The sequence below is a fragment of the Cognatilysobacter segetis genome (assembly GCF_004359965.1).
Lineage (GTDB): Bacteria > Pseudomonadota > Gammaproteobacteria > Xanthomonadales > Xanthomonadaceae > Cognatilysobacter > Cognatilysobacter segetis.
This window is the reverse complement of record NZ_SMRQ01000016.1, coordinates 23,162-48,243: the sequence shown is the minus strand read 5'-3', so window position 1 is coordinate 48,243 and position 25,082 is coordinate 23,162. Positions and strand designations below refer to the sequence as shown.

Below are 25,082 nucleotides of genomic sequence, written 5' to 3'. Positions count from 1 at the left end.
CCGCCGACTCTAGCGCAGGCGGCTCCGCGTGCGTCATCCCGGCAGCGGCAGGCCGAGGTGCGGCGCGATGAGCCAGTAGATGGCACCGAGGATCACCGCCCAGATCAGCAGGCGGATGACGAGGCCGACCGCTTTGAAGGCGAGGTACAGGCCGATGATGACGATGAGGATGGCGATCCAGCTCATGGGCGGCTCCGGGGGCGGCGTGCGGCGCGCTGTGCGCGGGTGACGGGGAACGGCATCAGGGCTTCTTCTGTTCCGGCACCGGCGCCAGGCGCAGGTCCTGGAAGTCGAAGCTGAAGTCCGTGAGGGGCGACACCGGCTCCATGCGAATGCCGCGGATGACGCCGTCGTGGTCGAGGTCGAAATCGACGAACGCGTCGGCATTGAGCCAGCGCTGGTCCCAGCGGACGATGAAGCTGTCGTGCTGCCAGTGCTCCAGGCGGCCGGTGAGCTCCGGCGTCTTCGCGAACCGCATGCGCAGGCCGTTGCCGTCGCGTTCGATCATGACGTCGCCGTACCACGGATCGCGATACGTGCCGGCGTATTTCGCGAGCGGCAGCGACGGCTTGGACGCGGCGTCGCGCTGCGCGAGGTGCTTCTTCCAGCCGGCATCGGCATCGCCGCGCTGGCGGTCGAGCGCCGCGCCGTACGCCGCGACCCAGTCGGTCTTCGGCGCGCCGGTGTAGGCGTCGAGCACGCGGTAGGTCAATGCGTTGAACGCGCCGCCCATTTCCGCGTTGGTGAGCACCACCACGCCGACGCCGAGGTCCGGCACCATCGTCACGCGCGAGACCATGCCCGGCCAGCCGCCGGTGTGCCAGACGAGCTTGTGGCCGCGGTAGTCGGAGAGGAACCAGCCTTCGCCGTAACCGGAGAAGTTCGGCGTCAGCGGCGCCAGTTCCGGCACCTTCGACGGGTTCACCGGGATCGGCGTGACCAGCTGCCACATGCCACGATGGCGCGCCTCGCTGACGAGCCGCTTCGCGTCCTTGCCCTCGCCCGCGATCACGCCGTCGGCGAGGTTCACCTGCATCCAGCGCGCCATGTCGTGCACGCTGGAATAGATGCCGCCGGCACCGGCGACGTTCGACCAGGTCATCGGCGCGGCGAGCGGGCGCACGTCCTTGAAATCGAACGCAGCATGGCCGATGGCCACGTCGTCGCCGGGCTTGAGGAAATCGGAGTTGTAGCGCGTCTCGGTCATGCCCAGCGGGCCGAGGATGCGGCTGTCGAGGAAGGCCTGGAAGCTCTGCCCGCTGACCTTCTCGATGACCTGCTGCGCGACGCCGAACAGGATGTTGTCGTAGGCGTACTGGCCGCGGAAGCTGCCGGTGATCGGCACGTCCTTCAGGCGACGCGCGACCTCTTCGCCGGTGTAGGTCGTGCCCGGCCAGTACAGCAGGTCGCCGGCGCCGAGGCCGAGGCCCGATCGATGTGCGAGCAGCTCGCGGATGCGCATCTCCCGGGTGATGTACGGATCGGACATGCGGAACCACGGCAGGTGGTCGATGACGCGGTCGTCCAGCGACAGCTTGCCTTCGTCGGCGAGCATCGAGATCGCCATGGAGGTGAACGCCTTCGTGTTCGACGCGATCGCGAACAGCGTGTGCGCGGTCACCGGCGCGGGCTTGCCCTGCTCGCGCACGCCCCAGCCCTTCTCCAGCACCACGTGGCCGTCCTTGACGATGGCGACCGCGATGCCGGGCACGTCGAAGCGCTTCTGTGCCGATGCGACGTAGGCGTCGAAGTCGGCGAGCTGCGCCGGCAGCGCCGTGTCGGCGACCGACGCGGGCGACGCGTCCTGCGCGGTCACGGGCATCGCGGGAACGAGCAGGAGGGCGAGCAGCGGAGCGGCGAGGCGCAACGTCATGGGCATTCGTACCGGCGGTGGAAGCGGCGACGATACCGTGCGGACGGCCTTGCAGGCATGCTGTGCGCCCGTTTTTCCCGAACACCGGCATGGCGATCCCGCGCATCGAACTTCCCGGCCTCGCCGTCGTGGGCGGTGGACCCGCGGGCCTCATGGCCGCGGAGGTCGCGCGCGCCGCGGGCGTCGAGGTCGACCTGTTCGAGGCGAAGGGCTCGGTCGGTCGCAAATTCCTCATCGCGGGCAAAGGCGGACTCAACCTCACCCATTCGGAGCCGCGCCCGGCGTTCGATGCGCGCTACCGCGAGCGCGCGGCGGATGTCGCGCACTGGCTCGACGACTTCGATGCCGACGCGCTGCGTGACTGGGCACGTGGGCTGGGCGTCGAGACCTTCGTCGGCACGTCGGGCCGCGTATTCCCCACCGACCTGAAGGCCGCGCCGCTGCTGCGCGGCTGGGTGCGCCGCCTGCGCGAATCCGGCGTGCGCTTCCACGTCCAGCATCGCTGGACGGGCTGGCGCGACGACGGCGCCCTGCAGTTCCAGACGCCGCAGGGCGACGTCGAGGTCCACGCGCCGGCCACTGTGTTCACGCTCGGAGGCGGCAGCTGGCCCGAGCTCGGCTCCGATGGCGCATGGGTCTCACCGTTCGTCGATTCCGGCGTCGACGTCGCGCCGCTGCGGCCGTCGAACTGCGGCTTCGACGTGGCCTGGACGCCGCATTTCGCCGAGCGCTTCGCCGGTGCGCCGATCAAGCCCGTCGTCGCGCACTGGACGGCTGCGGACGGCCGCGCGCAGTCGCGGCAGGGCGAGTGCGTGGTGAGCCGGGCGGGCATCGAGGGCAGCCTCGTCTACGCGATCTCCGCCGACCTGCGCGAGGCGATCGCGCGCGACGGCGATGCGGTGCTCGTGCTGGACCTCGCCCCGGGCCGCGACGAGGCCGCGCTGCGCGATGCGCTCGCCCGGCCGCGCAAGGGGCGCAGCGTGGGCGAACACCTGAGGCGACAGGCCGGCCTGCAGGGCGTCAAGGCGGGCCTGCTGCACGAAGTACTCGGCGTGCCGCTGCCGGACGACCCCGCGCGGCTGGCCGCGACCATCAAGCGCCTCCCGTTGCGGCTGCAGTCACCACGGCCGATCGAGGAAGCGATCAGCAGCGCGGGGGGCGTGCGTCCCGACGCGCTGGACGACGGCCTGATGCTGCGGCGGCGCCCGGGCTCGTTCGTCGCCGGCGAAATGCTCGACTGGGAAGCGCCCACCGGCGGCTACTTGCTCACGGCCTGCTTCGCGAGCGGGCTGCGCGCGGGCCGCGCGGCCGTGGCCTGGCTGGCGGCCGACGCCTCAAGGAACGGCGGGCCCGGCCGTTAGCATGGTCCGAGGGTCGACCCGGGTCGACCGCGGCATGCGCGCGCCGGGATGCGCGCAAGGACGAACGAATGAGTGACCGCCACACCGTTCTGCTCTGCGACGACTCGCGCGCGCTGCGCATGCTGACCACCCAGCAACTCGACGCCTGCGGCTACGCGCTCGCCGGCGAAGCCGACAACGGCGTCAGGGCCGTCGAGCAGTACCTCGCGCTCAAGCCCGACGTCGTCCTGCTGGACCTCGTCATGCCCAAGGTCGATGGCAAGGCCGCGCTCAAGCGCATCCTCGAGCTCGATCCGGCCGCCAAGGTCGTCGTGCTGAGCTCGCTGGGCGCGCAGAACGACATCGAGCAGTGCCTGGCGATGGGCGCGAAGAGCTACCTGCAGAAGCCGATCGACCGCGACACGCTCGCGCGCGTGCTGGCCGACGTGCTCGCTCCCGCCAACGCCTGAGGCCCGAGACCATGGCAGCCAAGTTCTTCGGCCAGTTCCTGCTGGAAAAGGGCGTCATCGACGCGTCGCAGCTGCTGCGCGCGCTCGAGATCCAGCGCATGTCCAATCCCGCGCTCGGCGAGCTCGCCTGCGACAAGGGGATGCTCAGCGCGGACCAGGCGCAGGCGATCAACGAGCGCCAGCGCCGCGAGGACCGCCGCTTCGGCGACATCGCGCAGTCGATGGGTCTGCTCACCTCCGATGAGGTCGGCCAGCTGCTCGACGAGCAGAAGTCGCGCCGCAAGCTGTTCGGCGAAATCCTCATCGAGGAAGGCTTCGTCGACCGCGCCGGGCTCGACGAGGAACTGCGCCTGCATTCGGCCGATCGCGACGAAGCCGCGCGCTCGCTCGACGCGGTCGTCGCGACGCACCAGCTGGGACGGCGCGTCGGCAATTCGATCGCCACCTGCAACAAGCTGTTCCCGCGCCTCCTGCGCACGCAGTGCCAGTTCTCCAGCGTCGCCGACCCGGCCTCGCCGCCGCCGGTCGACGCACTGGCGATCGTCCGCGTGGCCGCCGACCGCCCGCTCGCGATCGGCATGGCCTGCGACACCGCGACGATGCATGCGATGGCGCAGGCCTTCCTCTCGATCCCCGCGGAGGCCTGCGACGACGAACTCGCGCGCGATGCGCTCGGCGAGCTGGTCAACATGCTGATGGGCTACGTCGTGAAGGACAGCCTGCCGGAGGACGCGAGCTACCGCGCCTCCCCGCCCGACTTCGACACGCCGGTCTCGGCGCTCGACGACGGGATGCACGTCATGGTGTCGATGACGTCGCAACTCGGGCCGTTCCTGCTCGTCCTCGGCGACTGAACCGTACAGCCCCGGCGCCGTGGAACGCCGGGATGCCGCCGTCCGTCAGGCGGACGGGCGGCGCCCATGTTTTTCACGCGGCCTTGAGGGCCCGGCGTCCGAGACTGACTCCCGCATGACCGGGGAGCCGACGCCATGAAAACCGCCACACAGCCGACGATCCTCAGCCACCGCGAACTGGCCGCGCTGCGGCTTCTGGCGGTCGATGCCCGCGCCAAGATCGACAAGCAGCTCGAGGACGACCTCTACGCCAAGGGCCTGCTGCAGAGCGCCTGGGATCGGTGCCTGTCGCCCGCCGGGCGCGATGCGATCCACGTCGAGCGCAACGCGTTCCCGCGCTACGCCCACGGCTGAGCCGGGCGACCGTTCGACCGGCCGCCCGGCCGCGACTCAACCGCCCGTCTTCGGCGCGGGCGTGGCCTGCGATGCCGCGGCGCCGCCCATCGTCGGCGAGGCGATGTGCCAGCTGCCGAACTTGTCCTTCACCCCATCGCCGTTCGCGCTGCCCGCGCCCGCATCCGCCGCGTAGCGGTACAGCGGGTGGCCGTCGAACGTCACCTGGCGGGTGCCCTCGGCCCGGGTGATCGTCGCGATCTTCGCGCCTTCTAGCCCCGCCGCGCCGCTCGGCTGCTGCGTCTCGATGGTCACCGGCGGCCACGCCTGCAGGCAGGGCCCGGTGCACTTGCTGCCGTCGGTATCGCCTTCGACGTAGTACAGCGCGTTGCCGGCGGAGTTGGCGATGTACGGCGCATGGGGTCCCTGCGAGACGAGCGTCAGGGTCGCACCGGCCGGTCCCGCGCTGGTGGTGCCCGACGGCGACGGCATCGCATCGCTGTAGCCGGGGCCCGCCGAGTCGACGGGCGGCGCGCCCGGCCCGACGTTGGTGGCACCGCTGGCCGCGCTCGGTGCGTCGGTGGCGCCGTCGGCGAGCGTGTCGTTGTCGCCGCGACCCGGTCGGCACGCGGCCAGCGTGAGCGCGGCGATCACCGCGATGCCGAGCGTTCGCGCGACGGGAATTCGGTCGTTCATGGGAGGCCTCTGGTAGTCGCGGCGACGCCGCACCGGCCCGATGAATAGCGCCGGCGGCGTGAGCGCCGGGTCGTGCGTCAGCGGCGGCGCCGCTCGCGCTTCTGCGCGTACATGCGCTCGTCGGCGGCGTGCAGCACCTCGTGCGCATGCGCGACGCCGTCGTGGATCACCCAGCCCACGCTGCACTTGATGCGCAGCCGGATGCCGTTCACGACGCGCGGCCGCGCGAGCTCGTCCTCCACGGCGTCGGCGACCGAGCGAACGTCACGGTCGGCATCGCGCAGCGAGGACAGCAGCACGACGAATTCGTCGCCGCCCAGGCGCGCGACGACATCGGTATCGCGCAGCGTTTCGCGCAGTGCCGACGCGGTGGCGCGCAGCACCTCGTCGCCCATCGCGTGGCCGTGCGTGTCGTTGATCTGCTTGAAATCGTCGAGGTCGAGGAAGAGCAGGCCGAACCGGTGCGGCTGGCCCTCGTGCGCGGCGCAGACCGCTTCGAGCTGCGTCTCGAACGCGGCGCGGTTGGGCAGGCCCGTGAGCGCGTCGAGCGACGCGGCGTCCTGGTACATCTGCGCGGTGGCCTGCGTGTCGAGCAGGGCCTCGTGCAGGCGACGCAGCAGGCGCGCGTTCTCCTCCAGCGCGAGCTGGCGCCCGAGCGCGCCGCCCATCGCGTCGCCGATCAGCGCGATGGCCTGTGCGTCGATGTCGTCGAATGCGTGGCTGACGGACGAACAGATCTCGACCACGCCGACCACCGCGCCGCCGTACCGCAGCGGTGCGGCGATCAACGAATGCAGCGAGTGGCGGCGCCGGGCGGTGCCGTGGATGCGCGTGTCGGAGGCCGTGGCGTCGCTGCGCAGCGACGTGCCCGACTCGATGCACGCACGCGCGAGCGTCTCGCCGCCGTTGAACTCGTCCAGCCCGGGCCGCGCCATCTGGCCGTGCGCGACCGCGATGTCGAGCCCCGCCTCCGCACCACCGAGCAGCACCACGCCGCCGGTGGCGCGCGTGACCTCCACGACCTTGTCCAGCGCGTACTCGATGAACGACTGCGTGCTGCCGGGATGCTCGGCGACGGCCGCAAGCGCGGCCACCAGCCCTCGCAGGCGGTGGATCTCACTGTCCTTGGACGAGGAGGCGATCCATGGCAGGCCCCGTTCGGACCGGGGTCTTCCGGGGGTCAGCACGATGGTTTCGATCCGGCACGACGACGACCTCAATCCTGCTACCGCCGCAATCAACTGCGCGTGAGTCGCCGGTGGCGGCCGTCACATTCCCGCAAACTCGTCAGGCCGCGGGTAGCTGAACGGGCGCGATGAGATCGGGACGATCGTTGCGCACATTGCCGACCGCGCGGTCGACCGGATACGCCTCGACGTGCGGCGCGGGCGCCGCGAGTGCGATGGCCATCGCATCGTCGGGCGTGCCGTGGAGCCAGTCGCGGAACGTCTCGGGCGGCAGCACCAGCGGCATGCGGTCGTGGATGTCCGCGAGTTCCGGGTCCGCCTCGCGCGTGATGATGCTGTAGGTCAGCAGTTCGCCGCCCGCGCCGTCGGGCCGGGCCTCGTACAGGCCCGCGAAGAACATGACGGGCGCATCGACCGGATGGATGAACCACGGTTGCTTGCCGCCGGCGACGGGCTGCCATTCGTAGTAGCCGGACGTCGGCACCAGGCACCGTCGGCTGCGCCATGCGCTGCGGAACGCCGGCTTCGTGGTCACCCCATCCAGTCGCGCGTTGATCGTGCTGTAGGCGAGCCGGGTGTCCTTCGCCCACGGCGGCAGCAACCCCCAGCGCATCGGCAGCACGACGCCTCCGTCCTGGTCGTCCGCGATCACGCTCCAGCCGCGCTGCGTCGGCGCGCGGTTGTACGTAGGCACCGGCGGCTCGTCCGGAAGCTTCAGCACCAGCGGCTGGGACGCGGCGAACACGTCCTGCCAGGTCGCCTTGAACGTATCGCGTCCGCACATGCGGCCGGAGTCTACGCCTGCATCCGCCGCGCGCCCTCCACCGTGTCTCCACCGGCCTGTCACGGCCGTCTTCAAACACTGGACCCACAAATCCGGAGGTCTCATGCGCCTGCTGCGCTGGTCGGTAGTCCTGCTCGCGGCGAGCGCCCTGCTCGCCTGTGTGTCGCAACGGTCCGACCCGGCACGGCCGGTAGCGACCGCGCTGCTTCCGTCGAAGGAAGGCTCGCACCGGCTGGTCGTCGTGCTGCCGGGCCGGCGCGATCGCCTCGAGTCGCTGCGTCGCAGCGGCGTCGGCGAAGCGATCCAGCGCGTGTGGCCCGATGCCGACGTGCTGTTCGCCGAACTCTCGATGCCCCACTACGTCGACCGCAGCGCGGCGCGCCGCCTGCACGACGAGGTGCTGATGCCCGCGCGGCGCCGTGCGTATACCGAGATCTGGCTGGTGGGTGCGTCGCTCGGCGGCATGGGCGAGCTGCTCTACGACCGCATGTATCCCGGCCAGGTCGACGGCATGGTGCTGCTCGCGCCGTACACCGGCGAGCGGGCCATCCACGACGAGATCCGCGCCGCAGGCGGCCTGCGCCAGTGGATGCCCAGGCCCGGTGGCGACGAAGCCGACGCGTGGCAGTCCGAGCTCTGGTCGCACCTGCAGACGTGGGCGCGCGAGCCCGAACGCACGCGCAACGTGTGGCTGGCCTATGGCGACAACGACTACCTGCGCGAGGGCATGCCGCTGGTCGCTGACCTGCTGCCCGCCGACCACGTGCGCGTCGTGCCCGGCAAGCACGCATGGAGCACGTGGACGCCTGCGACGGAATCCATCTTCCGCGCGATCGACGCCGAACGATCGCGCACCGCGCGTACCGCCGCGCCCTGACCCACCGCCGCGACCCCGCGTCGACGCCGGCTCGCGCACCCTGCACCGAAGCACAGGAGGACTTCATGCACATCGAGATCAATACCGACAACCATATCCACAACGACGAGTCGGTCGAACGGCACGTGCGGCAGGCGCTGGACGGATCGCTTGCGCGCTTCGCCGACCAGGTCACCCGCATCGAAGTCCACCTGCACGACAAGAACGCCGACAAGAAGGGCGGCCGCGACAAACACTGCGTGCTCGAAGCCAAGCTCGAAGGCCGGCCGCCGGTCGCGTGCTCGGACGAGGCGGATTCGCTCGCGGCCGCCATCACCGGGGCGGCGAAGAAGCTCCAGCGACGCCTCGACCATGACCTGGGCCGCCTGAGCTGAGGACACCCCCGCGCCGATGAGCCTCGCGCCGCCCATTCCGTCGATGGACGCGCAGCCCCTGCGGGGTCGCGTCGTGCTGGTGACGGGCGGCGCCCAGGGCATCGGCCGCGGCATCGCCCAATGCGTTCTCGCCGCGGGTGGCGCGGTGGTGATCGGGGATCCCGATGTCGAGGCGGGCCGCGCCTGCCTCGAGGATTGGGACGCCGGCGCGGCGGCGATGTTCGTCCGCCTCGACGTCGCGAAGGAGCGATCGGTCCGCGCCTTCGTGGACGCGGCCCGCGGCACCTTCGGCCGGATCGACGGGCTGGTGAACAACGCGGGCATCGCCGATCCGCATTCGGGCCCGTTGGAAGCGTTGTCGCTCGCCGACTGGAACCGCTACCTCGCCACCAATCTCACCGGCGCCTTCCTCTGCTGCCGAGAAGCGCTGCCCGCACTGCGCGCCGCGCGCGGCGGCATCGTCAACATCGCCTCCACGCGCGCGCTGCAGTCCGAGCCCGATACCGAGGCCTACGCCGCCACCAAGGGCGGGCTGGTCGCACTCACCCATGCGCTCGCTGTCAGCGCGGGCCCGGAGGTGCGCGTGAACTGCATCAGCCCCGGCTGGGTGCCCACCGAGGCCTGGCAGAAGCCGGCGTCGCGGCGGCGTCCGAAACTGAGCCCCGAGGATCAGGCGCAGCACCCGGTGGGGCGCGTCGGGCAGCCCGGGGACATCGGTGCGCTCGTGGTGTTCCTGCTGTCGGACGCCGCAGGCTTCGTCACCGGCCAGAACATCGTGGCCGACGGCGGCATGAGCCGGAAGATGATCTACGCCTGAGGCTCGCCCGGCGGCTGCCGCATCGCCCACATGTTGTCGACCAGGTTGGGATAGCGACGTCCGCTCGCCTCCGCACGTGCGCGCGCGGCCGCCTTCTGCGTTTCGGTGAGGTGGCCGCCGGCGCCGCCCTTCGACGGCGGGGGCGGCTTCTTCCACGGCGGACGTCGATCGGTCGGCACGGCGTCATCCCGGCGGGGTCGGTGGCGTCTAGGATGCCCGCATGGACGCGATGATCGAGACACCGACGGCGACGGCCGTCCAGCGGCTCGCGGAATGGCTCGCGCCGCATCGCCGCGTGTTCGTGCTGACGGGCGCCGGCTGCAGCACCGCATCGGGCATCGCCGACTACCGCGACGCATCGGGCGCGTGGAAGCGGCGACCGCCCGTCACGTTGCAGGCGTTCACGCAGGAGCCCGCGACGCGGCGCCGCTACTGGGCCCGCGCCTTCGCCGGATGGCCGCGCTTCTCGCAGGCGGTTCCGAACGCCGCGCATCACGCGCTGGCCCAGTGGGAAGCGCGCGGCGGGCCGTCGATGCTGCTCACGCAGAACGTCGACGGCCTGCACCAGCGTGCCGGCCAGCAGGGGGTGGTCGACCTGCACGGCCGGCTGGATACGGTGCGATGCCTCGACTGCGGCGACCTCACGCCTCGCGACGAGATGCAGGCGCGCCTGGCCGACGCGAATCCCGGCCGCATCGATACCGTGGCCTCGTTCGCACCCGACGGCGATGCGGACCTGGAGCGCGACGATTTCGACGACTACGTGGTGCCGCCATGCCGGCGCTGCGGCGGCATGCTCAAGCCCGATGTCGTGTTCTTCGGCGAGAACGTGCCGCGGCCTCGCGTGGACGCCGCGGTGCAGGCGCTGCAGGCCAGCGACGCCCTGCTCGTGGTCGGCTCCTCGCTCATGGTCTATTCGGGCTACCGATTCGCGCGCATGGCACACGAGGCCGGCCGTCCGATCGCGCTGCTGACGCGCGGCGCGACCCGCGCTGACGACCTCGCCGATCTCGCCCTGCGCGCCGACTGCACCGCGGTGCTGCCGTCCGCGCTGGGCTGAACGGGCCGCTGTCACGGCGCCGCGACCGCACGGCGGGAACATCGCAGGCGGTTCACGCGGGGCGGCCACGATGAGGATCCACCATCTCAACTGCATCTCCACCTGCCCGTTGGGCGGGCGGCTCATGGACGGTTTCTCGCGTTCGATCGTCGAGCGCGGGCACCTCGCGTCGCACTGCCTGCTGGTGGAGGCCGACGACCGCCTGATCCTCGTCGACACGGGCATGGGCCTGCGCGACGTGCACGAGCCGCGAAGCCGGCTGTCCGGGTTCTTCCTCGGGCTCGTCTCGCCGGATTTCCGCGAGGAGATGACCGCGATCCGGCAGGTCGAGCGGCTGGGCTTCGAGCCACACGACGTGCGCGACATCGTGCTCACCCACCTCGACTTCGACCACGCGGGCGGGCTCGACGACTTCCCGTGGGCGCGCGTGCACATGACCACGCAGGAACGCCAGTACGCCGAGCTGCAGAAGACGTGGCTCGATCGGCAGCGCTTCCGCCCGCAGCAGTGGTCCACCCACGGCAACTGGCTGACCTACGCGGGCTCGTCGGGCGAGCCCTGGATGGGTTTCGACTGCGTGCGCGACCTCGAAGGGCTGCCGCCCGACCTGCTGCTGGTGCCGCTCGCGGGACACACGTTCGGCCACGTGGGCGTCGCCGTGCGCAGCGACGGTCGCTGGAAGCTCAATGCGGGCGACGCGTACTTCTTCCACGCCGAGATGGACCCGGTGCGACCGCACTGCACTCCCGGCCTGCGCTTCTACCAGTGGATGATGGAGAAAGACCGGAGGGCGCGCCTCGCGAACCAGGGGCGCCTGCGCGACCTGCGGCGCCAGCACATCGCGGACGTCGACGTGTTCTGTTCCCACGACGTGCAGGAATTCGAGCGCCTCGCGGGCCGCTCGGCGCGCATTCCCGCCGAGCGCATGCGCGCCTCACCCGCGCGGCCGCGCCCGCGCGACGTCGTCGACCGCCGCGCCGGCCCGTGGCCGCCCCTTCAGGGCGGACCCGAGCGCCCGGCCCCGCGCCCGCACTGACCGCACACTCCACCACCACGCCGCACTGGTGACGATGCCTGCATATCCATGCAGGAGTGCACCATGCCGGCACGCACCGTCGTCATCACCGGCGCCTCGAGCGGCTTCGGCCGCGGCGTCGCGCTCAGCCTTGCGCAGCAGGGCTGCAACCTCGTACTCGCCGCGCGCCGCAGCCGACTGCTCGACCAGCTCGCCGAGGACTGCGGCAATGCGATCGCGGTGACCTGCGACGTCGGCGATCCGAACAGCGTCGAGAAGCTCGGGGCGGCCGCCATCGCCAAGTTCAACCGCATCGACGTGTGGATCAACAATGCGGGCGTCGCTGCGCTAGGGCCGTTCGAACGCATCCCGCTCGAAGACCACCTGCGCGTGGTGCAGACCAACCTGGGCGGCGCCGTCGCCGGCAGCCACGTCGCGCTGCGGCATTTCCGCCAGGTGGGCAGCGGCACGCTGATCAACATCGCGTCCATGCTCGGGCGAACGCCGGCGCCGTACTACGCGTCGTATTGCGCGAGCAAGTACGGCATCGTCGGCCTCTGCGATGCATTGCGGCAGGAACTTGCCGCGCAGGACGCCGCGGGCATCCGCGTCTGCGCGGTGCTCCCGATGGCGGCGGACACGCCGTTCTTCGACCACGCCGCGAACTACACCGGCCACACGCTGCAGCCGTTCCCGATCACCGACGCCGACGAGATCGTCGCCGCGATCGTCGGTGTCGTGGACGAACCGCAGGACGAGGTCACGGTCGGCCTCTCCGCCACCGCCGCGACGATCGCCGAGCGCCTATCGCAGACGATCACCCACGGCGCCACCGGCGCGATGACGCAGCTGCTGCAGGACGACGCGCCGGACGCGCCGATCGAGACAGGCAACCTGCACCGCCCGCTCGCGATCGGCACCGGCGTGCACGGCAGCATCCTGCAGCGCCTCGACATGGAGCGACAGCAGCCCCGACCCTGACCGCCACATCGGCATGACGCGCCGACGGCGAACCTGTCGGCCCGCAACCGGAGAACGCAGATGGGCACGCACGATCCCCGCAACGAAGAAGGCGGCTACGGCGCGGGCAACCTCGTCGGCAGCAGCGAGAGTGGCCTGCGCGCGGCCATCGAGAGCCGCGAGGCGGTCGATGCGACGCAGGCGGGTGGACACGCGTCGAAGTCGCGTCCCGCCGACCGCGATGCGGACCTGGGCCGGCTCGCCCAAGCGCCCGCGCCGGGCGGCGCGAAGGCGGGCACGCCCCGGCTCGACGACGTGACGCAGGGCCTCACGCCGGCGTCCGCACCGCGCGACGCGCGCGACGACGCCGACACGCTCGACGGCTGAGCGCGCCTCGCCGTCACCGCGGCGAACGGGCAGACTGCGCGCCCCCGCTTCCAGGACCCGTACATGCCCGTTTCCTCCCGCCCCCGCCATCCCCGACGCCGCGACGACGGCGGCGACGGTCGCAGCATGCCCGCGGTCGCCCACCTGCTGGCCGAGGGCGAGCGCATCGTCGGCGGCATCGCCCGGCGCGACGACGAGTACGCGCTGGTGCTCGCCGGACGCGTCATGGCCTCGACCGACAGCGCCGGCATGGCCATCGCCATGCTTCGCCACGCGCGCGTGCTCCTGTCCACCGACGAGACGCCGCTTTCGATCCGCGTCGCACCCGCACTCGAAACGCCGGCGATCGACGAGGCCGCGGCGGCGGGCCTGGAACTCGAGGCCTATCTCGACGTGCTGGAGACCGAGCGCCGCGAGCGCGCCGAGGAACGCAACGCGCCACGGCAGTAGCGTTCACGTCGTCGCCGCGCGCGTCGCGCCAGCATGCGCGACGCGACGACGGACGATGCATGCCCCAGGAAAGCGCCGGAATCCTGCTCTATCGCACCCACGCCGAGGGCGTGGAAGTGTTGCTCGCGCATCCGGGCGGTCCGTTCTGGCACGCACGCGACGACGGCGCGTGGAGCATTCCGAAAGGCGGCCCGATGGAGGGCGAAACGGCGGAGCAGACCGCGCGTCGCGAGTTCGAGGAGGAACTCGGCGCGCCGGCGACCGGCGCACTGACGCCGCTGGGCCGCCTGCGCCAACGCGGCGGAAAGTGGGTCGAGGCGTTCGCGATGGAGGGCGACTTCGATCCCGACCGCCTCAACAGCCTGATGTTCCGCATGGAGTGGCCACCGCGCAGCGGTCGCTACAGCGAGTTTCCCGAGGTCGATCGCGCCCGTTGGTTCCGGCTCGACGATGCGTATCCGAAGATGCTCGAGAGCCAACGCCCCCTGCTGGACCGGCTGGACACGCTGCTGCACGGCGGTCCGCTGCTCTGATCAACGCAGCTGGCTGTCCTTGCTGCCGCGCCGGTTGTAGCCGGTGACCGCGGCCTCGTCCGCATCGTGCTGCTCCTGGCAGGCCACGCACAGACGCACGCCCGGCAGTGCCGCGCGTCGCGCGTCGGGGATCGGCGCCTCGCACTCCTCGCAATGGCTGCGGCCCGGCCCCTGGGGCAGCCGGCTGCGCGCGCGGCGGATCGCATCGCACACCGTCGCGTCGATCTGGTCCTGTACCGCGCCGTCGCCTGCCCAGCCTGTCGCCATCGCCATGCCCTCCTCGCGAAAAGCATAGGCCGCGCGCGGTGAACGCCGCACGACCCCGCGGCGCACTTCGGTTCCGGCCGCTTGGCCGCTCGGGCAGAATCGCTGCGACGCCACCTCCGGACCGCCCATGGATCGCCTGCTCGCCCAGCTGTCGCAGTCCGTCGAACACGCCCGCACGCTGGAGGACCTGGTCAGGCCGCTGCTCGAAATGCTGCATGCGGTGACGGGCTTGGACAGCACGTACCTGACGACCGTGGACCTCGTCGCGCAGCAGCAGTCGGTGCTGTTCTCGCGCAACAGCGGCTCGCTGGAGATCCCGGAGGGCATCCGCGTTCCCTGGGACGACACGCTGTGCCGGCGCGCCATCGAGGAGGGCCGCACGCAATGCGACGACGTGCCGGCGCGCTGGGGCGATTCCGAGGCCGCGCGAACGCTGGGCCTGCAGACGTACGTCAGCGTGCCGGTGCGCGCAGGCGACGGCGCGCTGTACGGCACGCTGTGCGCGGCCAGCGCGGAACGCCACGTCATCGACGCCGACGCCGAGAACGTGCTTCGCCTGTTCTCGCGCCTGATCGGCTACCACCTCGAGCGCGAACGCCTGATCGACGAGCTCCGTCGCGCGAACGAGGAGCTGGCGGAGTCCGCGCTGGCCGATTCGCTCACCGGGCTGCCGAACCGCCGGTCGCTCGAGCGGGAACTCAGCCGGATGCTCGCGCGCGTCCAGCGCGACGACCGCGCGCTGGTCGTCGCCTACATCGACCTCGACGCGTTCAAGCCGATCAACGATCGCCACGGCCACGAAGCCGGCGACCGCTTCCTCGTCGCGATGGCACGAGCGCTCGAAACCGCGCTGCGCGGCGGCGATCTCGTGGCGCGCATCGGCGGCGACGAGTTCGTGGTGGCCGGCACCGTGCCGCGGGAGACCGCGGACGCCGCGGCGGACGTGCTGCGCCAGCGACTCGAAGCGGCGACGCGCGGGCGCTTCGACATCGGCGGCGGCGCCGCCATCGACTACGCCGGCGCGAGCGTCGGCGTGGTGCTCGCACGGACCGGTGAAGTCGATGCGGAGGCCGTGCTGGCACGCGCGGATCGCGCCATGTACGCCTGCAAGAACGCCCGACGAGGCGCCCGCGGCTAGCGCGCCAGGCGCTCGACGCGCGCCGCGAAGCAGCCCGGCCGCGCGTAGTGCGCGTGCAGGTAGTCCACCGCCGGCGCGTCCAGCATCGCGACGATGCGGCCGGCGGCAGCCGTGCCCTCCACCACGTCGGCGTCGACCATCATCCCGCCCGCGTCGAACGCCCTCAGCGACAGCAGGCGTCGCGCCATCACGGCCGGGACGCGGCCGTCGACCGAACGCGCCGCGGTCGCACCCTCGCGGACGTAGATCGCGTGGCTGGCGCGGAACGGGGTGTCGGCGGGCTGGTGCACGAAATTGAGCAGCAGCGCGGTCTCGCCGTCGGCGAGGTCGCGCAGTTCCACGCGGTCGGGCACGCCGCCGTCCGGACCGACGCGGACCCGCCGCGCACCGCGCGCCTGCAGCGCTGCATCGTCGAGTCCGTACAGCGGAAGAAACGGCGCGGGATCGAGGCCCAGGATGCGGAAGGACATGGCGGCACTCACGAGGATCGGAGGCGCCACACTCGCGCGCGCCGGGCGACGCCACCATCCGCATCGTGCGCTGCCGCGCCACGGCCGGTGGGCTACGCTTGCCCGCGCGCAGCCCAGCTGGAAATGCGCATCCCCATGCCGGCCGCCCGATCGACGGCGGCGGCCGACGTCCTTTCTCCCGGAAACCCGATGCCTTCGACCCGTCCATCGCGCCGTGCCCTGCCCCTGCTCGCCATCGCCCTGTGGCTCGTCCTGCCCGGTTGCCGTGAGGAGAAGCGCGAGCGTCCGAAGACGCCTGCGGAAGTGCGCGCCGAACTCGGCCGCCTGATGCCGGCCGGCGTGCGCGACCGCAGCGGGTGGGCGGCCGACATCCAGGCCGCGTTCTCCGCACTGCGCATCAATCCGGCCACGGCGAACCTCTGCGCGGTCATTGCCGTGACCGAGCAGGAATCCACGTTCGCGAGCGATCCGAAGGTGCCGGGACTCGGCCGCATCGCGCTGGAGGAGATCGACCGGCGCTTCGCCGCCCACCACATTCCGCCCCTGGTCGCGCGCGCCGCGCTGCAGATCGATTCGCCCGACGGCCGCACCTGGCAGCAGCGCATCGAAGCCGCGACGAGCGAGCGTGAGCTCAGCGACATCTACGAGTCGATGATTGACCGCGTGCCCATGGGCCGGCGCCTGCTCGCGAGCTCGAATCCCGTGCACACGGGCGGGCCCATGCAGGTGTCGATCGCCTTCGCCGAGCAGCTCGCGAGCGACCGCGACTACCCCTATCCCGTCGACGGCTCGATCCGCCACGAGGTGTTCACCCGCCGCGGCGGCGTCTACTTCGGCACCGCGCATCTGCTGGGCTACCGGACGTCGTACCGGCAGCTGCTGTACCGCTTCGCCGATTACAACGCCGGCTGGTACGCGAGCCGCAATGCCGCGTTCCAGCATGCGGTCGCGGTCGCATCGGGCATTCCGCTCGACCTTGACGGCGACCTCGTGCGTTACGACGGCAGCGAAGCGAGCCGCACGGAAGTCGCGGTGCGGGCCCTGTCGCAGGAACTCGGGCTCGACGACCGCGGCATCCACCGTGCGCTGCTGAAGGCGCGTTCGCTGGACTTCGAGGACACCGATCTCTATCGCGATGTCTACGCCCTCGCCGAGCGCGCCGCGGGGCATGCGCTGCCGCGTGCGCGCCTCCCGGAAATCCGCCTGTCCAGCCCGAAGATCTCACGCCGGCTCACCACCGCGTGGTTCGCGCAGCGGGTGGACCAGCGCTATCGCCGCTGCATGGGGCGGGCGAAGCGCTGAGTCCGCGTTCGGGCGCCGTCTCCCGCGCGGTCAGCCGCGCGGGCCGCCCATCACCGGCAGGATCGCGCCGTTGACGTACGAACCGGTCACCGGCGACGCGAGGAACACGTAGGCCGGCGACAGCTCCTCCGGCTGCGCAGGGCGGCCCATGTCGCTGTCCTCGCCGAACTTGGCGACGGATTCGGCGTCCTTGTCCGCCGGATTGAGCGGCGTCCACACCGGGCCCGGCGCCACTGCATTCACCCGGATGCCGCGCTCGAGCAGGTTGCTGGCGAGCGATTTGGTGAAGGCATTGATCGCGCCCTTCGTCGCCGAATAGTCGAGCAGCTGCTTGCTGCCGAACAGCGCGGTTTCCGAACTGGTGTTGATGATGCAGGCGCCCTTGTCCATGTGCGGCAGCACCGCGCGCGCCATGTGGAAATAGCCGCCGATGTTGGTTTCCAGCGTCATCATGAGGTGCTCGTCGGTGATGTCCTCGAGCGACTTGGCATGCTGCTGGAAGGCGGCGTTGTTGACGAGGATGTCGAGCCGGTCGAACGTGTCGACGACCTGCTTCACCGCGCGCTCGCAGAACGCCGCGTCGCGCACGTCGCCGGCGATGGTCAGGCAGCGTCGACCCTCCGCCTCCACGAATTCCTGGGTCGTTTTCGCGTCCTCGTGCTCGTCGAGGTACATCACCGCGACGTCGGCGCCCTCGCGCGCGAACAGCACCGCCACCGCGCGGCCGATGCCGGAATCGCCGCCGGTCACGATCGCCACCATGTCCTGCAACTTGCCGCTGCCGACGTAGCCGGGCGCCAGGAATCGCGGCTCGACATCGAGCTCGTGCTCGTTGCCGGGCTTGTCGAGATGCTGCTTCGGCATCGGGTTCTCGGGCTCGGCCTCGACACCGGCCTGCACCGGCTGCTTCTTGCCTTCGGCGGACGCGCCGCCCTTCTCGCCCGCGTCGATGCGGGACTGGATCTCGCGCTGCGCGGACGCGGTGCGGGCGCCGTCGCCTTTCCGATGCTGGCTGGCCATGCTGCGTTCCTTGGTCGGGAAGACCGCAGCATGGCGGTGGGCGCGCAAAGCGCCGGTGATCCCGGCCTCAGCGACGCGTGACGACGGCTCAGGCCGGCGCGTCGGGGCCGGCGATGAAATCGAGCTTGCCGAGCGGCACGCCTTCGCGACGCAGCAGCGCGTACGTCATCGTCACGTGGAAATAGAGGTTGGGCAGCACGAAGGTGGTGAGGTAGTCCTGGCCGTTGAAGCGCATCTCGCCGCTGCGCATCTTGAGCACGACCTCGCGTCCTTCGGCCCCGTCGATCGCCGACGGGTCGATGCCGCGCACGATGGCGAGCGTGCGCTCGATCCGCTCGTGCAGCTGGTCGAGGCTGGCCTCCTCGTCGGCGATCGCGGGCGGCTCCATCCCGGCGAGACGCGCCGCGCCGTTCTTCGCCATGTCGCAGGCGATCTGCACCTGCCGCGACAGCGGCAGCATGTCGTCGATCAGCCGCAGGCCCAGCAGCGTGTCGGGGTCGACGCCGCGCTCGCGCGCATGGGTGGCCCCCTTGTCGAGGATGTGCCGCAGGTTGCGCAGCGCGCGCTCGAAGGCGGGAACGGACGCCTGGTACAGGGAAATGGTCATGTACACCTCGCGGTCGGGAAGCGCGCAGCTTAGTCCGCGCGACCCCCGCGTTCACGCGTCCCACCCCGGCGGCTGACCAAGATCGGCGCATGCGGCCGCCGTCGCGGCCGTCACGAGGTGCAGCCATGCAGGAACAGATCGAAGTCGGCCAGATGGTGTTCGTGGCGGACGGCAGCGTCGGCGTGGGCGCCGTGCGCGAGACGCGGCGCACGGAGTTCGTGGTCAACATCCAGAACGCGGGCGATTTCGTGCTGCCGCACGATGCGGTGCGCGACGTGCATTCGGGCAAGGTCGTGCTCGACATGGCGCGCCTGGCGCCGGAGGTGGTCGAGGCGCTACGCCACGTGCACGACGCCGAGTCGCCGGAGTTCGCGGTGGTCGATCCCACCGACGGCACGCCCGCGGACGCCCCGCGCGGCCACTGAGCGACACGGCCGGTTCAGCGCGGGCATCGCGCGGGCGACTATCCTCGCGGTTCGTCGACTGCCTGCCCGTCCGCATGACCCACCCACGCCTCCTCGCCACCGCGATCGCGATCGCCCTTCCGATCGCCGCCGCGCCCGCCGCCGCCAGCAGCTTCGCCGGCAGTTCCGCCGGCGCATCCTCGGCCGGCGTTTCCAACTCGACCGGCAGCAGTACCGGCAACGACAAGGTGGTGCTGCAGGCCCGCGAGGACGCGGCGCTGTTCGTCGCGAGCGAGGGGCGCGTGCGCGGCGCACAGCTTGAAGCGGCCTTGCGCGTGCTGCGTGCGTCGCGCGTCGATGCGCGCGCCGCGAGCGACATGCAGCTCGCGATGGCGATCCTCGCCCGCTGAGCCGCGGGCTACGCGCGATGGAATGCCGCCGCGGCCTCGCCGTCGCGCTGCTGTGCTTGGCGGCGGCGACCGCCGCGCATGCGACGCCGGCGCCGCCCGATCGCGCCGAGGCCGACGCGCGGGCGACCGCGGCCGTACTGGCGGCGATCCGCCCGCGCCTGCCGCCCGCGCTGATCGAAACGCTGGACGCCGGCGTCCGCATCGAATGGCGCGACGACCTGCGCGCGGGCGTGGACGGACACTTCCGCGCCGGCACGATCGCGCTGAGGCGTGGCCTGCTACCGGAGGCGATATCGCCTGCCGCCGACGCGGCGTCCGCTCCGCTCGGCCGCGCCGTCCTTGCGGCCTTCGTGCACGAACTCGCGCACGCCTGGGACCGCTCGACGGCCGGTGGTGCCTCGCGCGATCCCCGGCTGCTGGACCTCGCCGGCTGGTCGGCCACGCCGCTGCACGCGCGGCTGCGCCGTAACCCGTTCCGCGACCGCACGCCGGACGCGTACGAGCTGTCCTCGCCCGCCGAGTTCGTCGCGGTCAACCTCGAGCACTTCGTGCTGGACCCCGGGTACGGCTGCCGCCGGCCGGCGCTGGCGGCGTACCTGCGTCAGCGCACGCGCGCCATCGCGCGCGGCCCGGCCTGCGACCCGCCGGCCTTCGCGCGGCCGTCCACCCAGGGGTCGGCCGATCCGTCGCCGCTGCTCGCGCTGGACCCATCGCGCGTCTACGCGGTCGACTACCTGCTGGCCGAGCCCGACGCACACCCGATGAGCCGATGGGGCCACGCCATGCTGCGGCTCGTGGTCTGCGCGCCCGGCCGCGCGCCGGGGCCCGACTGCCGGCTGGACATCGCGTGGCACGAGGTGCTCTCGTTCCGCGCCTTCGTCGACGACGTGCAGGTCTCGAGCTGGCGGGGCCTCACCGGCGGTTACCCGGCGCGGCTGTTCGTGCTGCCACTGCCGCAGGTGATCGAGGACTACACCAAGGTGGAGCTGCGCGCGCTGCGATCGGTGCCGCTGCGGCTCTCGCCCGCGGAAATCGCCTCCCTGCTCGACCGCGCCGCCCAGGTCCACTGGAGCTACGACGGGCGCTACCGCTTCGTCGACAACAACTGCGCCGTCGAGACGTGGCGGCTGCTCCACGACGGCGTGCCGCGCCTCGCGCAGGCACCGCTCTCCAGCCTGACGCCGACGGGCCTGCTGGCCCGCCTGGAGCGAGCCGGCGTCGCCGACGGCTCGGTGTTGGGCGATCCCGACCGCGCACGCCGCGACGGCTACCGGTTCGACTCCATGGCCGATCATCTGCAGGCCATGCTGGACGCCGCCCGTGCGACGCTGCCGATTCCGCAGGCGCGCGTACGCGACTGGCTGGCGCGCCCCGCGGCCGAGCGTGCCGGATGGTTCGAGCGCGCCGACCTGCGCGCCACGGCCGCACTGCTGGTACTGGAGAACGCCGCGCTGCGTCGCGAGGAAGTGCGCGCGATGGACGCGATCAAGCATCGGGTCGGTTCGGGGCACCGCGCGACGTCCGACGACACGGCGCTGCATGACGCGCTGGAGCTCGCCGCGCGGCTGTCCCGACCGGCCGCGCTGCTCGCGGGCGGGGGCTACGGCCTGCCGGACGCCGACGAGCGCGCGCGCGTAGGCCCGCGCCTCGCCGAGGCGGCGGCCGATTGGGATGCGCGCACCACCGCGCTGCGCCGTCTGGGCGAACAGGCACTGCCACGCGCGCGGCGCGAGAGCCTCGCGGCCGTGCGCGCGAATGTCGAGCTGCTCGGTGCGCGCCTGCGCGCACAGGCGCGCGACGCGACGTAGCGCCCGCTCAGTAGGGCGTGCCGTCCATGTGCGTGTAGCCGCGCTCGGCGGAGTACACGAGGTCGATGTCGGCGTAATGGCAGTCCTGCACGGGCGGGCGCCCGATGGCGAGGACCGTGCACTCGACGTCGCCCGTGTTGCGCAGGCAGTGGCCGTTGGCGTCGTTCTTCGGGAACACCGCGATGTCGCCCGGGCGCAGTCGCGTTTCGCCGCGATCGTCCACCAGCACGGCCTCGCCCGTCAGCATGACGACCATCTCGTCCTCGCCTTCGTGCCAGTGGCGTTGCGAGGACCACGCGCCCGGCTCGAGGCGCACGTGCGACGCGCCGAAGTCGGTGAGGCCCGTCGCAGGCGCGAGCCGGCGATACCAGCGCCCGGCCACGGCCGCGGCGTAGGGCGCGGGATAGCCCGTCGTGTTGGTGGCGGGGATCTGCTCGATTTCGATGCGGGGCATGGGCGTCTCCGGTGCGTCCTGCGTCGCATTGGACGCCGGCGGGGTCGGACGGGTAAAGCGCGAGCCGGCTCAGTCGTCGTCCTCGTCCCAGTCCCCGTCGTCAACGCCGTCCGACGCGTCGTCGCCGAGCGCGTCGGCGGGTTCGAGCAGCGTGTAATCGTCGACGTCGCGGCTGCGGATCCGGCGCGACACCGGATAGGCGTCGAGCGCGGGCTGGCGCATCCTCGCCAGGAAGCGCGACGGCAGCCACGGCCCGGCGATCCAGTCGGTGACCGCGTCCGCGCCGAGGACGACCGGACCGTCGGGGACGAGCGGCGGCGGGATGGCGTCGTTCGGCATCGTGAGGACGGTGAACGTGTGCAGCTCCGGCGCGTCGGCGGGCCAGCGGTCCCACAGTCCCGCCGCGAACAGGACCTCGCCGTTGCGCGCCTGGATGAAGTACGGCCGGGCCGGCTTCGTCGTGCGATCCCATTTGTAGTAGCCGGTCATCGGCACCACGCAGCGACGCTTTTCCCACGCGCTGCGGTAGATGCGACTGGACGGCGCGCGTTCCAGCCGCGCGGTCACGGTGGTGTACTTCGTTTCGGGCAGCTTCGACCAGCTCGGCACGAGGCCCCAGGTGAAGTCCGAGACGGCCAGGCCGTCGCCGGCGTCGTAGATCACCGCCGCCGGCTTGCGCACCGCGACGTTGTAGCGCTCCGGCGCCTCCGCGAGCGCCGCCGCGACCGCCGGCGGCAGGGCCGGCGGCAGCGCTTCGGGCAGGAAGGCCTGGGCGAATCGGCGCATGCGGGTTCCGGTCGAAAGCCCGCTGATGCCACGGACCGCGTCGTCGCCGCGTGCGAAGGCGACCGCCGTCGGCTTTTTTGCGACCGGGCCGTTCAGCTTTGTCTCGCGGCGTCGATAATGGAGTCGACCCCGACCGGATCCCCGACGTGAGCCTCGCGCGCCGCATCGCCCTCGTCCTGCTTGCCGTGCTGCTGCCTGCCGGGTCCGCGCTGTCGGCGCGGCCGGCCGCGTCGCGCGCCTCCGCGGTCGACCCGTCGACGCGGCCGGTCGAGCCGATCGCCGCGGTGGCGGTCGACCGCGACCACGACACCGTTCCCGACCGCAAGGGCGAGCCGGCGAAGGTGCGCGCCACTGTGGTGGTGGGCACGGGCGTGCTGCGCGACCGCGGCTTCCAGGTCTTCGTGCAGGACGCGAGCGGCGGCTTCAACCTCTTCAACGCGCGCTCCAGCGACCTCACGCTGGAGCCCGGCGACGTCATCGAAGCCTGGGGCGAGATCAGCCAGTACAAGGGCGCGGTGCAGCTCCAGAACGCCGAGGTACGCCGCATCGGGCGCGCCGCCGTTCCGCCGCCGACGCCGGTCACCACCGCGCAGGTCGACGGCTGGGCGCACGTGGGCCACCGCGTGCGCGTGGAGGGCATCGCCGGCGCGGTGATGCTCGACAAGTGGGCGATGCTGCGCATCACCGGCGATGACGGCATGCCGCTGCAGATCTACGTGCCCGCGCCGGTCGTCGCGGGTTTCGACTGGAAGCGCTGGCCGCCCGGCACGCGCGTCGCCGCGACGGGCGTGATGTCGATCTTCAAGCCGACCTGGCCCTTCGACGGCGGCTTCCAGCTGGTGGTCACCGACCCCGCCGACCTCGCCGTGCTCGAGCCGCCGCCGCCGGAATGGCACCGCTGGATCGGCTGGGCCATTGCCGCGGCGCTCGGCGTGCTCGCGCTCGGCACGTTGGTGCTCTACCTCATGCAGCGCCGGCAGCGTGCCCGCCAGCGCGAGCTCTCGACGCTGTCGGCGCTGTCCGCGGCGCTGGCCGACACCGGCATCGGCGAGGAACAGATCGCGCGCAATGCCTGCGAGATCCTCACCGCCTACGACATCGTCGACGGCGTCGCGGTCCATCTGCATGACGACGGGCAACGCCTGCAGCGTGTCGCGGCATCGATCGCGGATGCGCGCATGCGCAGTGCGGTCGAGGCGGCATCGCCCGAGGGAGATGCCGATGTCGCGGCACTCTCGCAGCGGCTGCGCGACGGCGGCCTGCGCGTGATCGGCCTGCACCGTCTCGCCGGCGCGGACGCGACGCTCGGCGTGCTCGCGGCCTTCTCACTTCGCGCGCGGCGACCGTCGCAGATGCAGGAGCGCACGCTGCTGGCCGCGGCCAAGCTGCTCGCGATGGCACTGCAGAACCACCGCATCCGCGAACGCGCGCGACAGGAAGCGCAGGCACTGCAGAAGCTGGTGATCACCGACGAGCTGACGCGCCTCTACAACCGCCGCTTCCTCGACGAATACCTCCGCGTGCAGCTCCCGCTGGCCGAGCGCCGGGGCGGCGGCCTGGCGTTCGTCGCGCTGGACATCGACCATTTCAAGCGCATCAACGACACGTACGGCCACGAGGCCGGCGACCGCGTGCTTGCGGGCATCGCCGGCCAGCTGCGCGAGGCGAGCCGCAGCTGCGACCTGCCCGTGCGCCTCGGCGGCGAGGAGTTCCTCGTGGTGATCGCCGAGCACGAGGTCGATGGCGCGATGACCTTCGCCGAACGCCTGCGGGAAGCGATCGCGGCACTGGCGTTCGACGACGTGGTGCCGGATCGCGGGCTGCGCGTCACGGTGTCGATCGGCGTGGCGCTGTTCGGCGTGCACGGTACCGATGCGGTCACGCTGATGCGCGCGAGCGACGAGGCGATGTACGCCTCCAAGCGCAGCGGGCGCGACCGCGTCACCCTGTCGACGACCCTGCCCGCGCTGTCGGCCTGATCGCCGCATCGCGGCGGACCACACGCCGACGGGGATCGTCGTGGCGCGCCCTCGCGCGGCGCCTCAATCGGCCTTCGACAGCATGGCCGCGAGGCGCGCCTGCAGCTCCTCGACGCGGTAGGGCTTGGCGATGAAGTCGCAGTCCTGCGGGATCGTGGGCAGCTGGCCGCGCGCATAGCCCGAGGTCAGCAGCACGCGCAGCTCCGGCCGGATCCGCCGCGCCTCGCGGTACAGATCGACGCCGCTCATGCCGCGCGGCATGACCACGTCGGTGAAGAGCACCTCGATCTCCGGATCGCGGGAGAGGATCTCCATCGCGGTCTCGCCGTCGTCGGCGGTCAGCACCGAATAGCCGAGATAGCGCAGCGACTCGATCGACATCGCCTGCACGTCCGGATCGTCCTCGACCAGCAGCACCTTCACCGGC

Annotated in this window: 31 protein-coding genes and 1 pseudogene; 19 read left to right on the top strand and 13 right to left on the bottom strand. The window is 71.8% G+C overall.

What is annotated here, in order from left to right; all coding sequences use genetic code 11:
- Nucleotides 1-33: 33 nt before the first annotated feature.
- On the bottom strand, nucleotides 34-186 hold the full coding sequence (locus E4F61_RS14655) for a hypothetical protein (protein ID WP_162301412.1): 153 nt from the start codon (nucleotides 184-186) through the stop codon (nucleotides 34-36).
- Between the two features lie 55 nt (nucleotides 187-241).
- Entirely contained in the window at nucleotides 242-1,822 is a 1,581-nt protein-coding gene (locus tag E4F61_RS05345; protein ID WP_238382808.1) for a serine hydrolase, read from the bottom strand.
- 140 nt (nucleotides 1,823-1,962) lie between these two features.
- On the opposite strand from E4F61_RS05345, the gene E4F61_RS05340 reads away from it, so the two are divergent.
- The 4 genes from E4F61_RS05340 to E4F61_RS05325 all read left to right on the top strand — a co-directional run bounded on the left by E4F61_RS05340 (nucleotide 1,963) and on the right by E4F61_RS05325 (nucleotide 4,891).
- Complete coding sequence (locus E4F61_RS05340; RefSeq protein WP_133478640.1) at nucleotides 1,963-3,234, top strand: TIGR03862 family flavoprotein; 1,272 nt, start codon at nucleotides 1,963-1,965, stop codon at nucleotides 3,232-3,234.
- A 68-nt stretch (nucleotides 3,235-3,302) separates the two neighbouring features.
- The gene (locus E4F61_RS05335) at nucleotides 3,303-3,683 is read left to right on the top strand and encodes a response regulator (RefSeq protein ID WP_133478639.1); all 381 of its coding nucleotides are present in this window, start codon (nucleotides 3,303-3,305) and stop codon (nucleotides 3,681-3,683) included.
- Between the two features lie 11 nt (nucleotides 3,684-3,694).
- Nucleotides 3,695-4,537 (top strand): cyclic di-GMP-binding domain-containing protein, MshE-related, encoded by an 843-nt coding sequence (locus tag E4F61_RS05330; RefSeq protein WP_133478638.1) that lies wholly within the window; start codon nucleotides 3,695-3,697, stop codon nucleotides 4,535-4,537.
- 135 nt (nucleotides 4,538-4,672) lie between these two features.
- Complete coding sequence (locus E4F61_RS05325) at nucleotides 4,673-4,891, top strand: hypothetical protein (protein ID WP_133478637.1); 219 nt, start codon at nucleotides 4,673-4,675, stop codon at nucleotides 4,889-4,891.
- 36 nt (nucleotides 4,892-4,927) lie between these two features.
- Here E4F61_RS05325 and E4F61_RS05320 read toward each other — a convergent pair whose 3' ends face one another.
- The 3 genes from E4F61_RS05320 to E4F61_RS05310 all read right to left on the bottom strand — a co-directional run bounded on the left by E4F61_RS05320 (nucleotide 4,928) and on the right by E4F61_RS05310 (nucleotide 7,537).
- Nucleotides 4,928-5,566 (bottom strand): COG4315 family predicted lipoprotein, encoded by a 639-nt coding sequence (locus E4F61_RS05320; RefSeq protein ID WP_133478636.1) that lies wholly within the window; start codon nucleotides 5,564-5,566, stop codon nucleotides 4,928-4,930.
- 77 nt (nucleotides 5,567-5,643) lie between these two features.
- Nucleotides 5,644-6,660: a GGDEF domain-containing protein gene (locus E4F61_RS05315; protein WP_162301411.1), complete on the bottom strand. Its 1,017-nt coding sequence runs from the start codon at nucleotides 6,658-6,660 to the stop codon at nucleotides 5,644-5,646.
- Between the two features lie 193 nt (nucleotides 6,661-6,853).
- Nucleotides 6,854-7,537: an SOS response-associated peptidase gene (locus tag E4F61_RS05310; protein WP_133478634.1), complete on the bottom strand. Its 684-nt coding sequence runs from the start codon at nucleotides 7,535-7,537 to the stop codon at nucleotides 6,854-6,856.
- Between the two features lie 103 nt (nucleotides 7,538-7,640).
- Between E4F61_RS05310 and E4F61_RS05305 the strand changes: the two genes are divergently transcribed.
- The 3 genes from E4F61_RS05305 to E4F61_RS05295 all read left to right on the top strand — a co-directional run bounded on the left by E4F61_RS05305 (nucleotide 7,641) and on the right by E4F61_RS05295 (nucleotide 9,605).
- Entirely contained in the window at nucleotides 7,641-8,414 is a 774-nt protein-coding gene (locus E4F61_RS05305; RefSeq protein ID WP_133478633.1) for an alpha/beta fold hydrolase, read from the top strand.
- Between the two features lie 65 nt (nucleotides 8,415-8,479).
- Complete coding sequence (locus E4F61_RS05300; protein WP_133478632.1) at nucleotides 8,480-8,788, top strand: HPF/RaiA family ribosome-associated protein; 309 nt, start codon at nucleotides 8,480-8,482, stop codon at nucleotides 8,786-8,788.
- Between the two features lie 16 nt (nucleotides 8,789-8,804).
- Nucleotides 8,805-9,605: an SDR family oxidoreductase gene (locus E4F61_RS05295; protein WP_133478631.1), complete on the top strand. Its 801-nt coding sequence runs from the start codon at nucleotides 8,805-8,807 to the stop codon at nucleotides 9,603-9,605.
- On the opposite strand, the gene E4F61_RS05290 is transcribed toward E4F61_RS05295, so the two are convergent.
- Nucleotides 9,596-9,784 (bottom strand): hypothetical protein, encoded by a 189-nt coding sequence (locus tag E4F61_RS05290; protein WP_133478630.1) that lies wholly within the window; start codon nucleotides 9,782-9,784, stop codon nucleotides 9,596-9,598. The genes E4F61_RS05295 and E4F61_RS05290 overlap by 10 nt on opposite strands.
- Before the next feature lie 50 nt (nucleotides 9,785-9,834).
- On the opposite strand from E4F61_RS05290, the gene E4F61_RS05285 reads away from it, so the two are divergent.
- The 6 genes from E4F61_RS05285 to E4F61_RS05260 all read left to right on the top strand — a co-directional run bounded on the left by E4F61_RS05285 (nucleotide 9,835) and on the right by E4F61_RS05260 (nucleotide 14,010).
- Nucleotides 9,835-10,665 carry an NAD-dependent protein deacetylase gene (locus E4F61_RS05285; RefSeq protein WP_133478653.1) on the top strand — a complete coding sequence of 277 codons (831 nt, stop codon included), beginning with the start codon at nucleotides 9,835-9,837 and terminating at the stop codon, nucleotides 10,663-10,665.
- A 70-nt stretch (nucleotides 10,666-10,735) separates the two neighbouring features.
- The gene (locus tag E4F61_RS05280) at nucleotides 10,736-11,701 is read left to right on the top strand and encodes an MBL fold metallo-hydrolase (RefSeq protein ID WP_133478629.1); all 966 of its coding nucleotides are present in this window, start codon (nucleotides 10,736-10,738) and stop codon (nucleotides 11,699-11,701) included.
- A 63-nt stretch (nucleotides 11,702-11,764) separates the two neighbouring features.
- Nucleotides 11,765-12,661 (top strand): SDR family NAD(P)-dependent oxidoreductase, encoded by an 897-nt coding sequence (locus E4F61_RS05275; protein ID WP_202908953.1) that lies wholly within the window; start codon nucleotides 11,765-11,767, stop codon nucleotides 12,659-12,661.
- Nucleotides 12,662-12,721: 60 nt separating this feature from the next.
- Entirely contained in the window at nucleotides 12,722-13,027 is a 306-nt protein-coding gene (locus E4F61_RS05270; RefSeq protein WP_133478627.1) for a hypothetical protein, read from the top strand.
- Between the two features lie 63 nt (nucleotides 13,028-13,090).
- Entirely contained in the window at nucleotides 13,091-13,477 is a 387-nt protein-coding gene (locus tag E4F61_RS05265; RefSeq protein ID WP_133478626.1) for a hypothetical protein, read from the top strand.
- Nucleotides 13,478-13,536: 59 nt separating this feature from the next.
- Entirely contained in the window at nucleotides 13,537-14,010 is a 474-nt protein-coding gene (locus E4F61_RS05260; RefSeq protein WP_133478625.1) for an NUDIX hydrolase, read from the top strand.
- Here E4F61_RS05260 and E4F61_RS05255 read toward each other — a convergent pair whose 3' ends face one another.
- Nucleotides 14,011-14,277, bottom strand: a complete 267-nt coding sequence (locus E4F61_RS05255) for a DksA/TraR family C4-type zinc finger protein (protein ID WP_133478652.1) — start codon at nucleotides 14,275-14,277, stop codon at nucleotides 14,011-14,013.
- Nucleotides 14,278-14,404: 127 nt separating this feature from the next.
- On the opposite strand from E4F61_RS05255, the gene E4F61_RS05250 reads away from it, so the two are divergent.
- Nucleotides 14,405-15,415 (top strand): GGDEF domain-containing protein, encoded by a 1,011-nt coding sequence (locus tag E4F61_RS05250; protein WP_133478624.1) that lies wholly within the window; start codon nucleotides 14,405-14,407, stop codon nucleotides 15,413-15,415.
- Here the strand turns inward: E4F61_RS05250 and E4F61_RS05245 are convergent.
- Nucleotides 15,412-15,885 (bottom strand): DUF1203 domain-containing protein, encoded by a 474-nt coding sequence (locus E4F61_RS05245; protein WP_133478623.1) that lies wholly within the window; start codon nucleotides 15,883-15,885, stop codon nucleotides 15,412-15,414. The two genes, E4F61_RS05250 and E4F61_RS05245, sit on opposite strands and share 4 nt — an antisense overlap.
- A gap of 189 nt (nucleotides 15,886-16,074) precedes the next feature.
- Here E4F61_RS05245 and E4F61_RS05240 point away from each other — a divergent pair, with 189 nt between their 5' ends.
- Nucleotides 16,075-17,187: a DUF1615 domain-containing protein gene (locus E4F61_RS05240; RefSeq protein ID WP_202908952.1), complete on the top strand. Its 1,113-nt coding sequence runs from the start codon at nucleotides 16,075-16,077 to the stop codon at nucleotides 17,185-17,187.
- Nucleotides 17,188-17,217: 30 nt separating this feature from the next.
- Here the strand turns inward: E4F61_RS05240 and E4F61_RS05235 are convergent, their stop codons facing one another.
- Entirely contained in the window at nucleotides 17,218-18,207 is a 990-nt protein-coding gene (locus E4F61_RS05235; RefSeq protein WP_133478621.1) for an SDR family oxidoreductase, read from the bottom strand.
- Nucleotides 18,208-18,295: 88 nt separating this feature from the next.
- Complete coding sequence (locus E4F61_RS05230) at nucleotides 18,296-18,814, bottom strand: DUF1993 domain-containing protein (RefSeq protein ID WP_133478620.1); 519 nt, start codon at nucleotides 18,812-18,814, stop codon at nucleotides 18,296-18,298.
- A 125-nt stretch (nucleotides 18,815-18,939) separates the two neighbouring features.
- On the opposite strand from E4F61_RS05230, the gene E4F61_RS05225 reads away from it, so the two are divergent.
- From E4F61_RS05225 to E4F61_RS05215, 3 genes are all read left to right on the top strand, one after another.
- Complete coding sequence (locus E4F61_RS05225; protein WP_133478619.1) at nucleotides 18,940-19,239, top strand: hypothetical protein; 300 nt, start codon at nucleotides 18,940-18,942, stop codon at nucleotides 19,237-19,239.
- A gap of 74 nt (nucleotides 19,240-19,313) precedes the next feature.
- Nucleotides 19,314-19,628 carry a DUF2388 domain-containing protein gene (locus tag E4F61_RS05220; protein WP_133478618.1) on the top strand — a complete coding sequence of 105 codons (315 nt, stop codon included), beginning with the start codon at nucleotides 19,314-19,316 and terminating at the stop codon, nucleotides 19,626-19,628.
- Nucleotides 19,629-19,645: 17 nt separating this feature from the next.
- A complete protein-coding gene (locus tag E4F61_RS05215; protein ID WP_133478617.1) occupies nucleotides 19,646-21,436 on the top strand; it encodes a DUF7844 domain-containing protein in 1,791 nt (596 codons plus the stop codon).
- 7 nt (nucleotides 21,437-21,443) lie between these two features.
- Here E4F61_RS05215 and E4F61_RS05210 read toward each other — a convergent pair whose 3' ends face one another.
- The gene (locus E4F61_RS05210; RefSeq protein ID WP_133478616.1) at nucleotides 21,444-21,890 is read right to left on the bottom strand and encodes a cupin domain-containing protein; all 447 of its coding nucleotides are present in this window, start codon (nucleotides 21,888-21,890) and stop codon (nucleotides 21,444-21,446) included.
- A gap of 69 nt (nucleotides 21,891-21,959) precedes the next feature.
- On the bottom strand, nucleotides 21,960-22,676 hold the full coding sequence (locus E4F61_RS05205; protein ID WP_133478615.1) for an SOS response-associated peptidase: 717 nt from the start codon (nucleotides 22,674-22,676) through the stop codon (nucleotides 21,960-21,962).
- 146 nt (nucleotides 22,677-22,822) lie between these two features.
- Here E4F61_RS05205 and E4F61_RS05200 point away from each other — a divergent pair, with 146 nt between their 5' ends.
- Complete coding sequence (locus E4F61_RS05200) at nucleotides 22,823-24,655, top strand: diguanylate cyclase (RefSeq protein WP_133478614.1); 1,833 nt, start codon at nucleotides 22,823-22,825, stop codon at nucleotides 24,653-24,655.
- Between the two features lie 63 nt (nucleotides 24,656-24,718).
- Here the strand turns inward: E4F61_RS05200 and E4F61_RS14845 are convergent.
- Nucleotides 24,719-25,060, bottom strand: a pseudogene (locus E4F61_RS14845) (response regulator); the annotation flags it as partial.
- Nucleotides 25,061-25,082 lie beyond the last annotated feature (22 nt).

What these genes read in the sequence shown, in the direction of transcription:
- E4F61_RS14655 (WP_162301412.1), bottom strand. Translation starts at nt 186, where the DNA reads ATGAGCTGGATCGCCATCCTCATCGTCATCATCGGCCTGTACCTCGCC.
- E4F61_RS05280 (WP_133478629.1), top strand. Translation starts at nt 10,736, where the DNA reads ATGAGGATCCACCATCTCAACTGCATCTCCACCTGCCCGTTGGGCGGG.
- E4F61_RS05225 (WP_133478619.1), top strand. Translation starts at nt 18,940, where the DNA reads ATGCAGGAACAGATCGAAGTCGGCCAGATGGTGTTCGTGGCGGACGGC.
- E4F61_RS05265 (WP_133478626.1), top strand. Translation starts at nt 13,091, where the DNA reads ATGCCCGTTTCCTCCCGCCCCCGCCATCCCCGACGCCGCGACGACGGC.
- E4F61_RS05250 (WP_133478624.1), top strand. Translation starts at nt 14,405, where the DNA reads ATGGATCGCCTGCTCGCCCAGCTGTCGCAGTCCGTCGAACACGCCCGC.
- E4F61_RS05235 (WP_133478621.1), bottom strand. Translation starts at nt 18,207, where the DNA reads ATGGCCAGCCAGCATCGGAAAGGCGACGGCGCCCGCACCGCGTCCGCG.
- E4F61_RS05210 (WP_133478616.1), bottom strand. Translation starts at nt 21,890, where the DNA reads ATGCCCCGCATCGAAATCGAGCAGATCCCCGCCACCAACACGACGGGC.
- E4F61_RS05310 (WP_133478634.1), bottom strand. Translation starts at nt 7,537, where the DNA reads ATGTGCGGACGCGATACGTTCAAGGCGACCTGGCAGGACGTGTTCGCC.
- E4F61_RS05215 (WP_133478617.1), top strand. Translation starts at nt 19,646, where the DNA reads ATGGAATGCCGCCGCGGCCTCGCCGTCGCGCTGCTGTGCTTGGCGGCG.
- E4F61_RS05345 (WP_238382808.1), bottom strand. Translation starts at nt 1,822, where the DNA reads ATGCCCGTGACCGCGCAGGACGCGTCGCCCGCGTCGGTCGCCGACACG.
- E4F61_RS05260 (WP_133478625.1), top strand. Translation starts at nt 13,537, where the DNA reads ATGCCCCAGGAAAGCGCCGGAATCCTGCTCTATCGCACCCACGCCGAG.
- E4F61_RS05330 (WP_133478638.1), top strand. Translation starts at nt 3,695, where the DNA reads ATGGCAGCCAAGTTCTTCGGCCAGTTCCTGCTGGAAAAGGGCGTCATC.
- E4F61_RS05220 (WP_133478618.1), top strand. Translation starts at nt 19,314, where the DNA reads ATGACCCACCCACGCCTCCTCGCCACCGCGATCGCGATCGCCCTTCCG.
- E4F61_RS05340 (WP_133478640.1), top strand. Translation starts at nt 1,963, where the DNA reads ATGGCGATCCCGCGCATCGAACTTCCCGGCCTCGCCGTCGTGGGCGGT.
- E4F61_RS05270 (WP_133478627.1), top strand. Translation starts at nt 12,722, where the DNA reads ATGGGCACGCACGATCCCCGCAACGAAGAAGGCGGCTACGGCGCGGGC.
- E4F61_RS05325 (WP_133478637.1), top strand. Translation starts at nt 4,673, where the DNA reads ATGAAAACCGCCACACAGCCGACGATCCTCAGCCACCGCGAACTGGCC.
- E4F61_RS05305 (WP_133478633.1), top strand. Translation starts at nt 7,641, where the DNA reads ATGCGCCTGCTGCGCTGGTCGGTAGTCCTGCTCGCGGCGAGCGCCCTG.
- E4F61_RS05275 (WP_202908953.1), top strand. Translation starts at nt 11,765, where the DNA reads ATGCCGGCACGCACCGTCGTCATCACCGGCGCCTCGAGCGGCTTCGGC.
- E4F61_RS05300 (WP_133478632.1), top strand. Translation starts at nt 8,480, where the DNA reads ATGCACATCGAGATCAATACCGACAACCATATCCACAACGACGAGTCG.
- E4F61_RS05245 (WP_133478623.1), bottom strand. Translation starts at nt 15,885, where the DNA reads ATGTCCTTCCGCATCCTGGGCCTCGATCCCGCGCCGTTTCTTCCGCTG.
- E4F61_RS05285 (WP_133478653.1), top strand. Translation starts at nt 9,835, where the DNA reads ATGATCGAGACACCGACGGCGACGGCCGTCCAGCGGCTCGCGGAATGG.
- E4F61_RS05230 (WP_133478620.1), bottom strand. Translation starts at nt 18,814, where the DNA reads ATGACCATTTCCCTGTACCAGGCGTCCGTTCCCGCCTTCGAGCGCGCG.
- E4F61_RS05320 (WP_133478636.1), bottom strand. Translation starts at nt 5,566, where the DNA reads ATGAACGACCGAATTCCCGTCGCGCGAACGCTCGGCATCGCGGTGATC.
- E4F61_RS05255 (WP_133478652.1), bottom strand. Translation starts at nt 14,277, where the DNA reads ATGGCGACAGGCTGGGCAGGCGACGGCGCGGTACAGGACCAGATCGAC.
- E4F61_RS05205 (WP_133478615.1), bottom strand. Translation starts at nt 22,676, where the DNA reads ATGCGCCGATTCGCCCAGGCCTTCCTGCCCGAAGCGCTGCCGCCGGCC.
- E4F61_RS05295 (WP_133478631.1), top strand. Translation starts at nt 8,805, where the DNA reads ATGAGCCTCGCGCCGCCCATTCCGTCGATGGACGCGCAGCCCCTGCGG.
- E4F61_RS05335 (WP_133478639.1), top strand. Translation starts at nt 3,303, where the DNA reads ATGAGTGACCGCCACACCGTTCTGCTCTGCGACGACTCGCGCGCGCTG.
- E4F61_RS05240 (WP_202908952.1), top strand. Translation starts at nt 16,075, where the DNA reads ATGCCTTCGACCCGTCCATCGCGCCGTGCCCTGCCCCTGCTCGCCATC.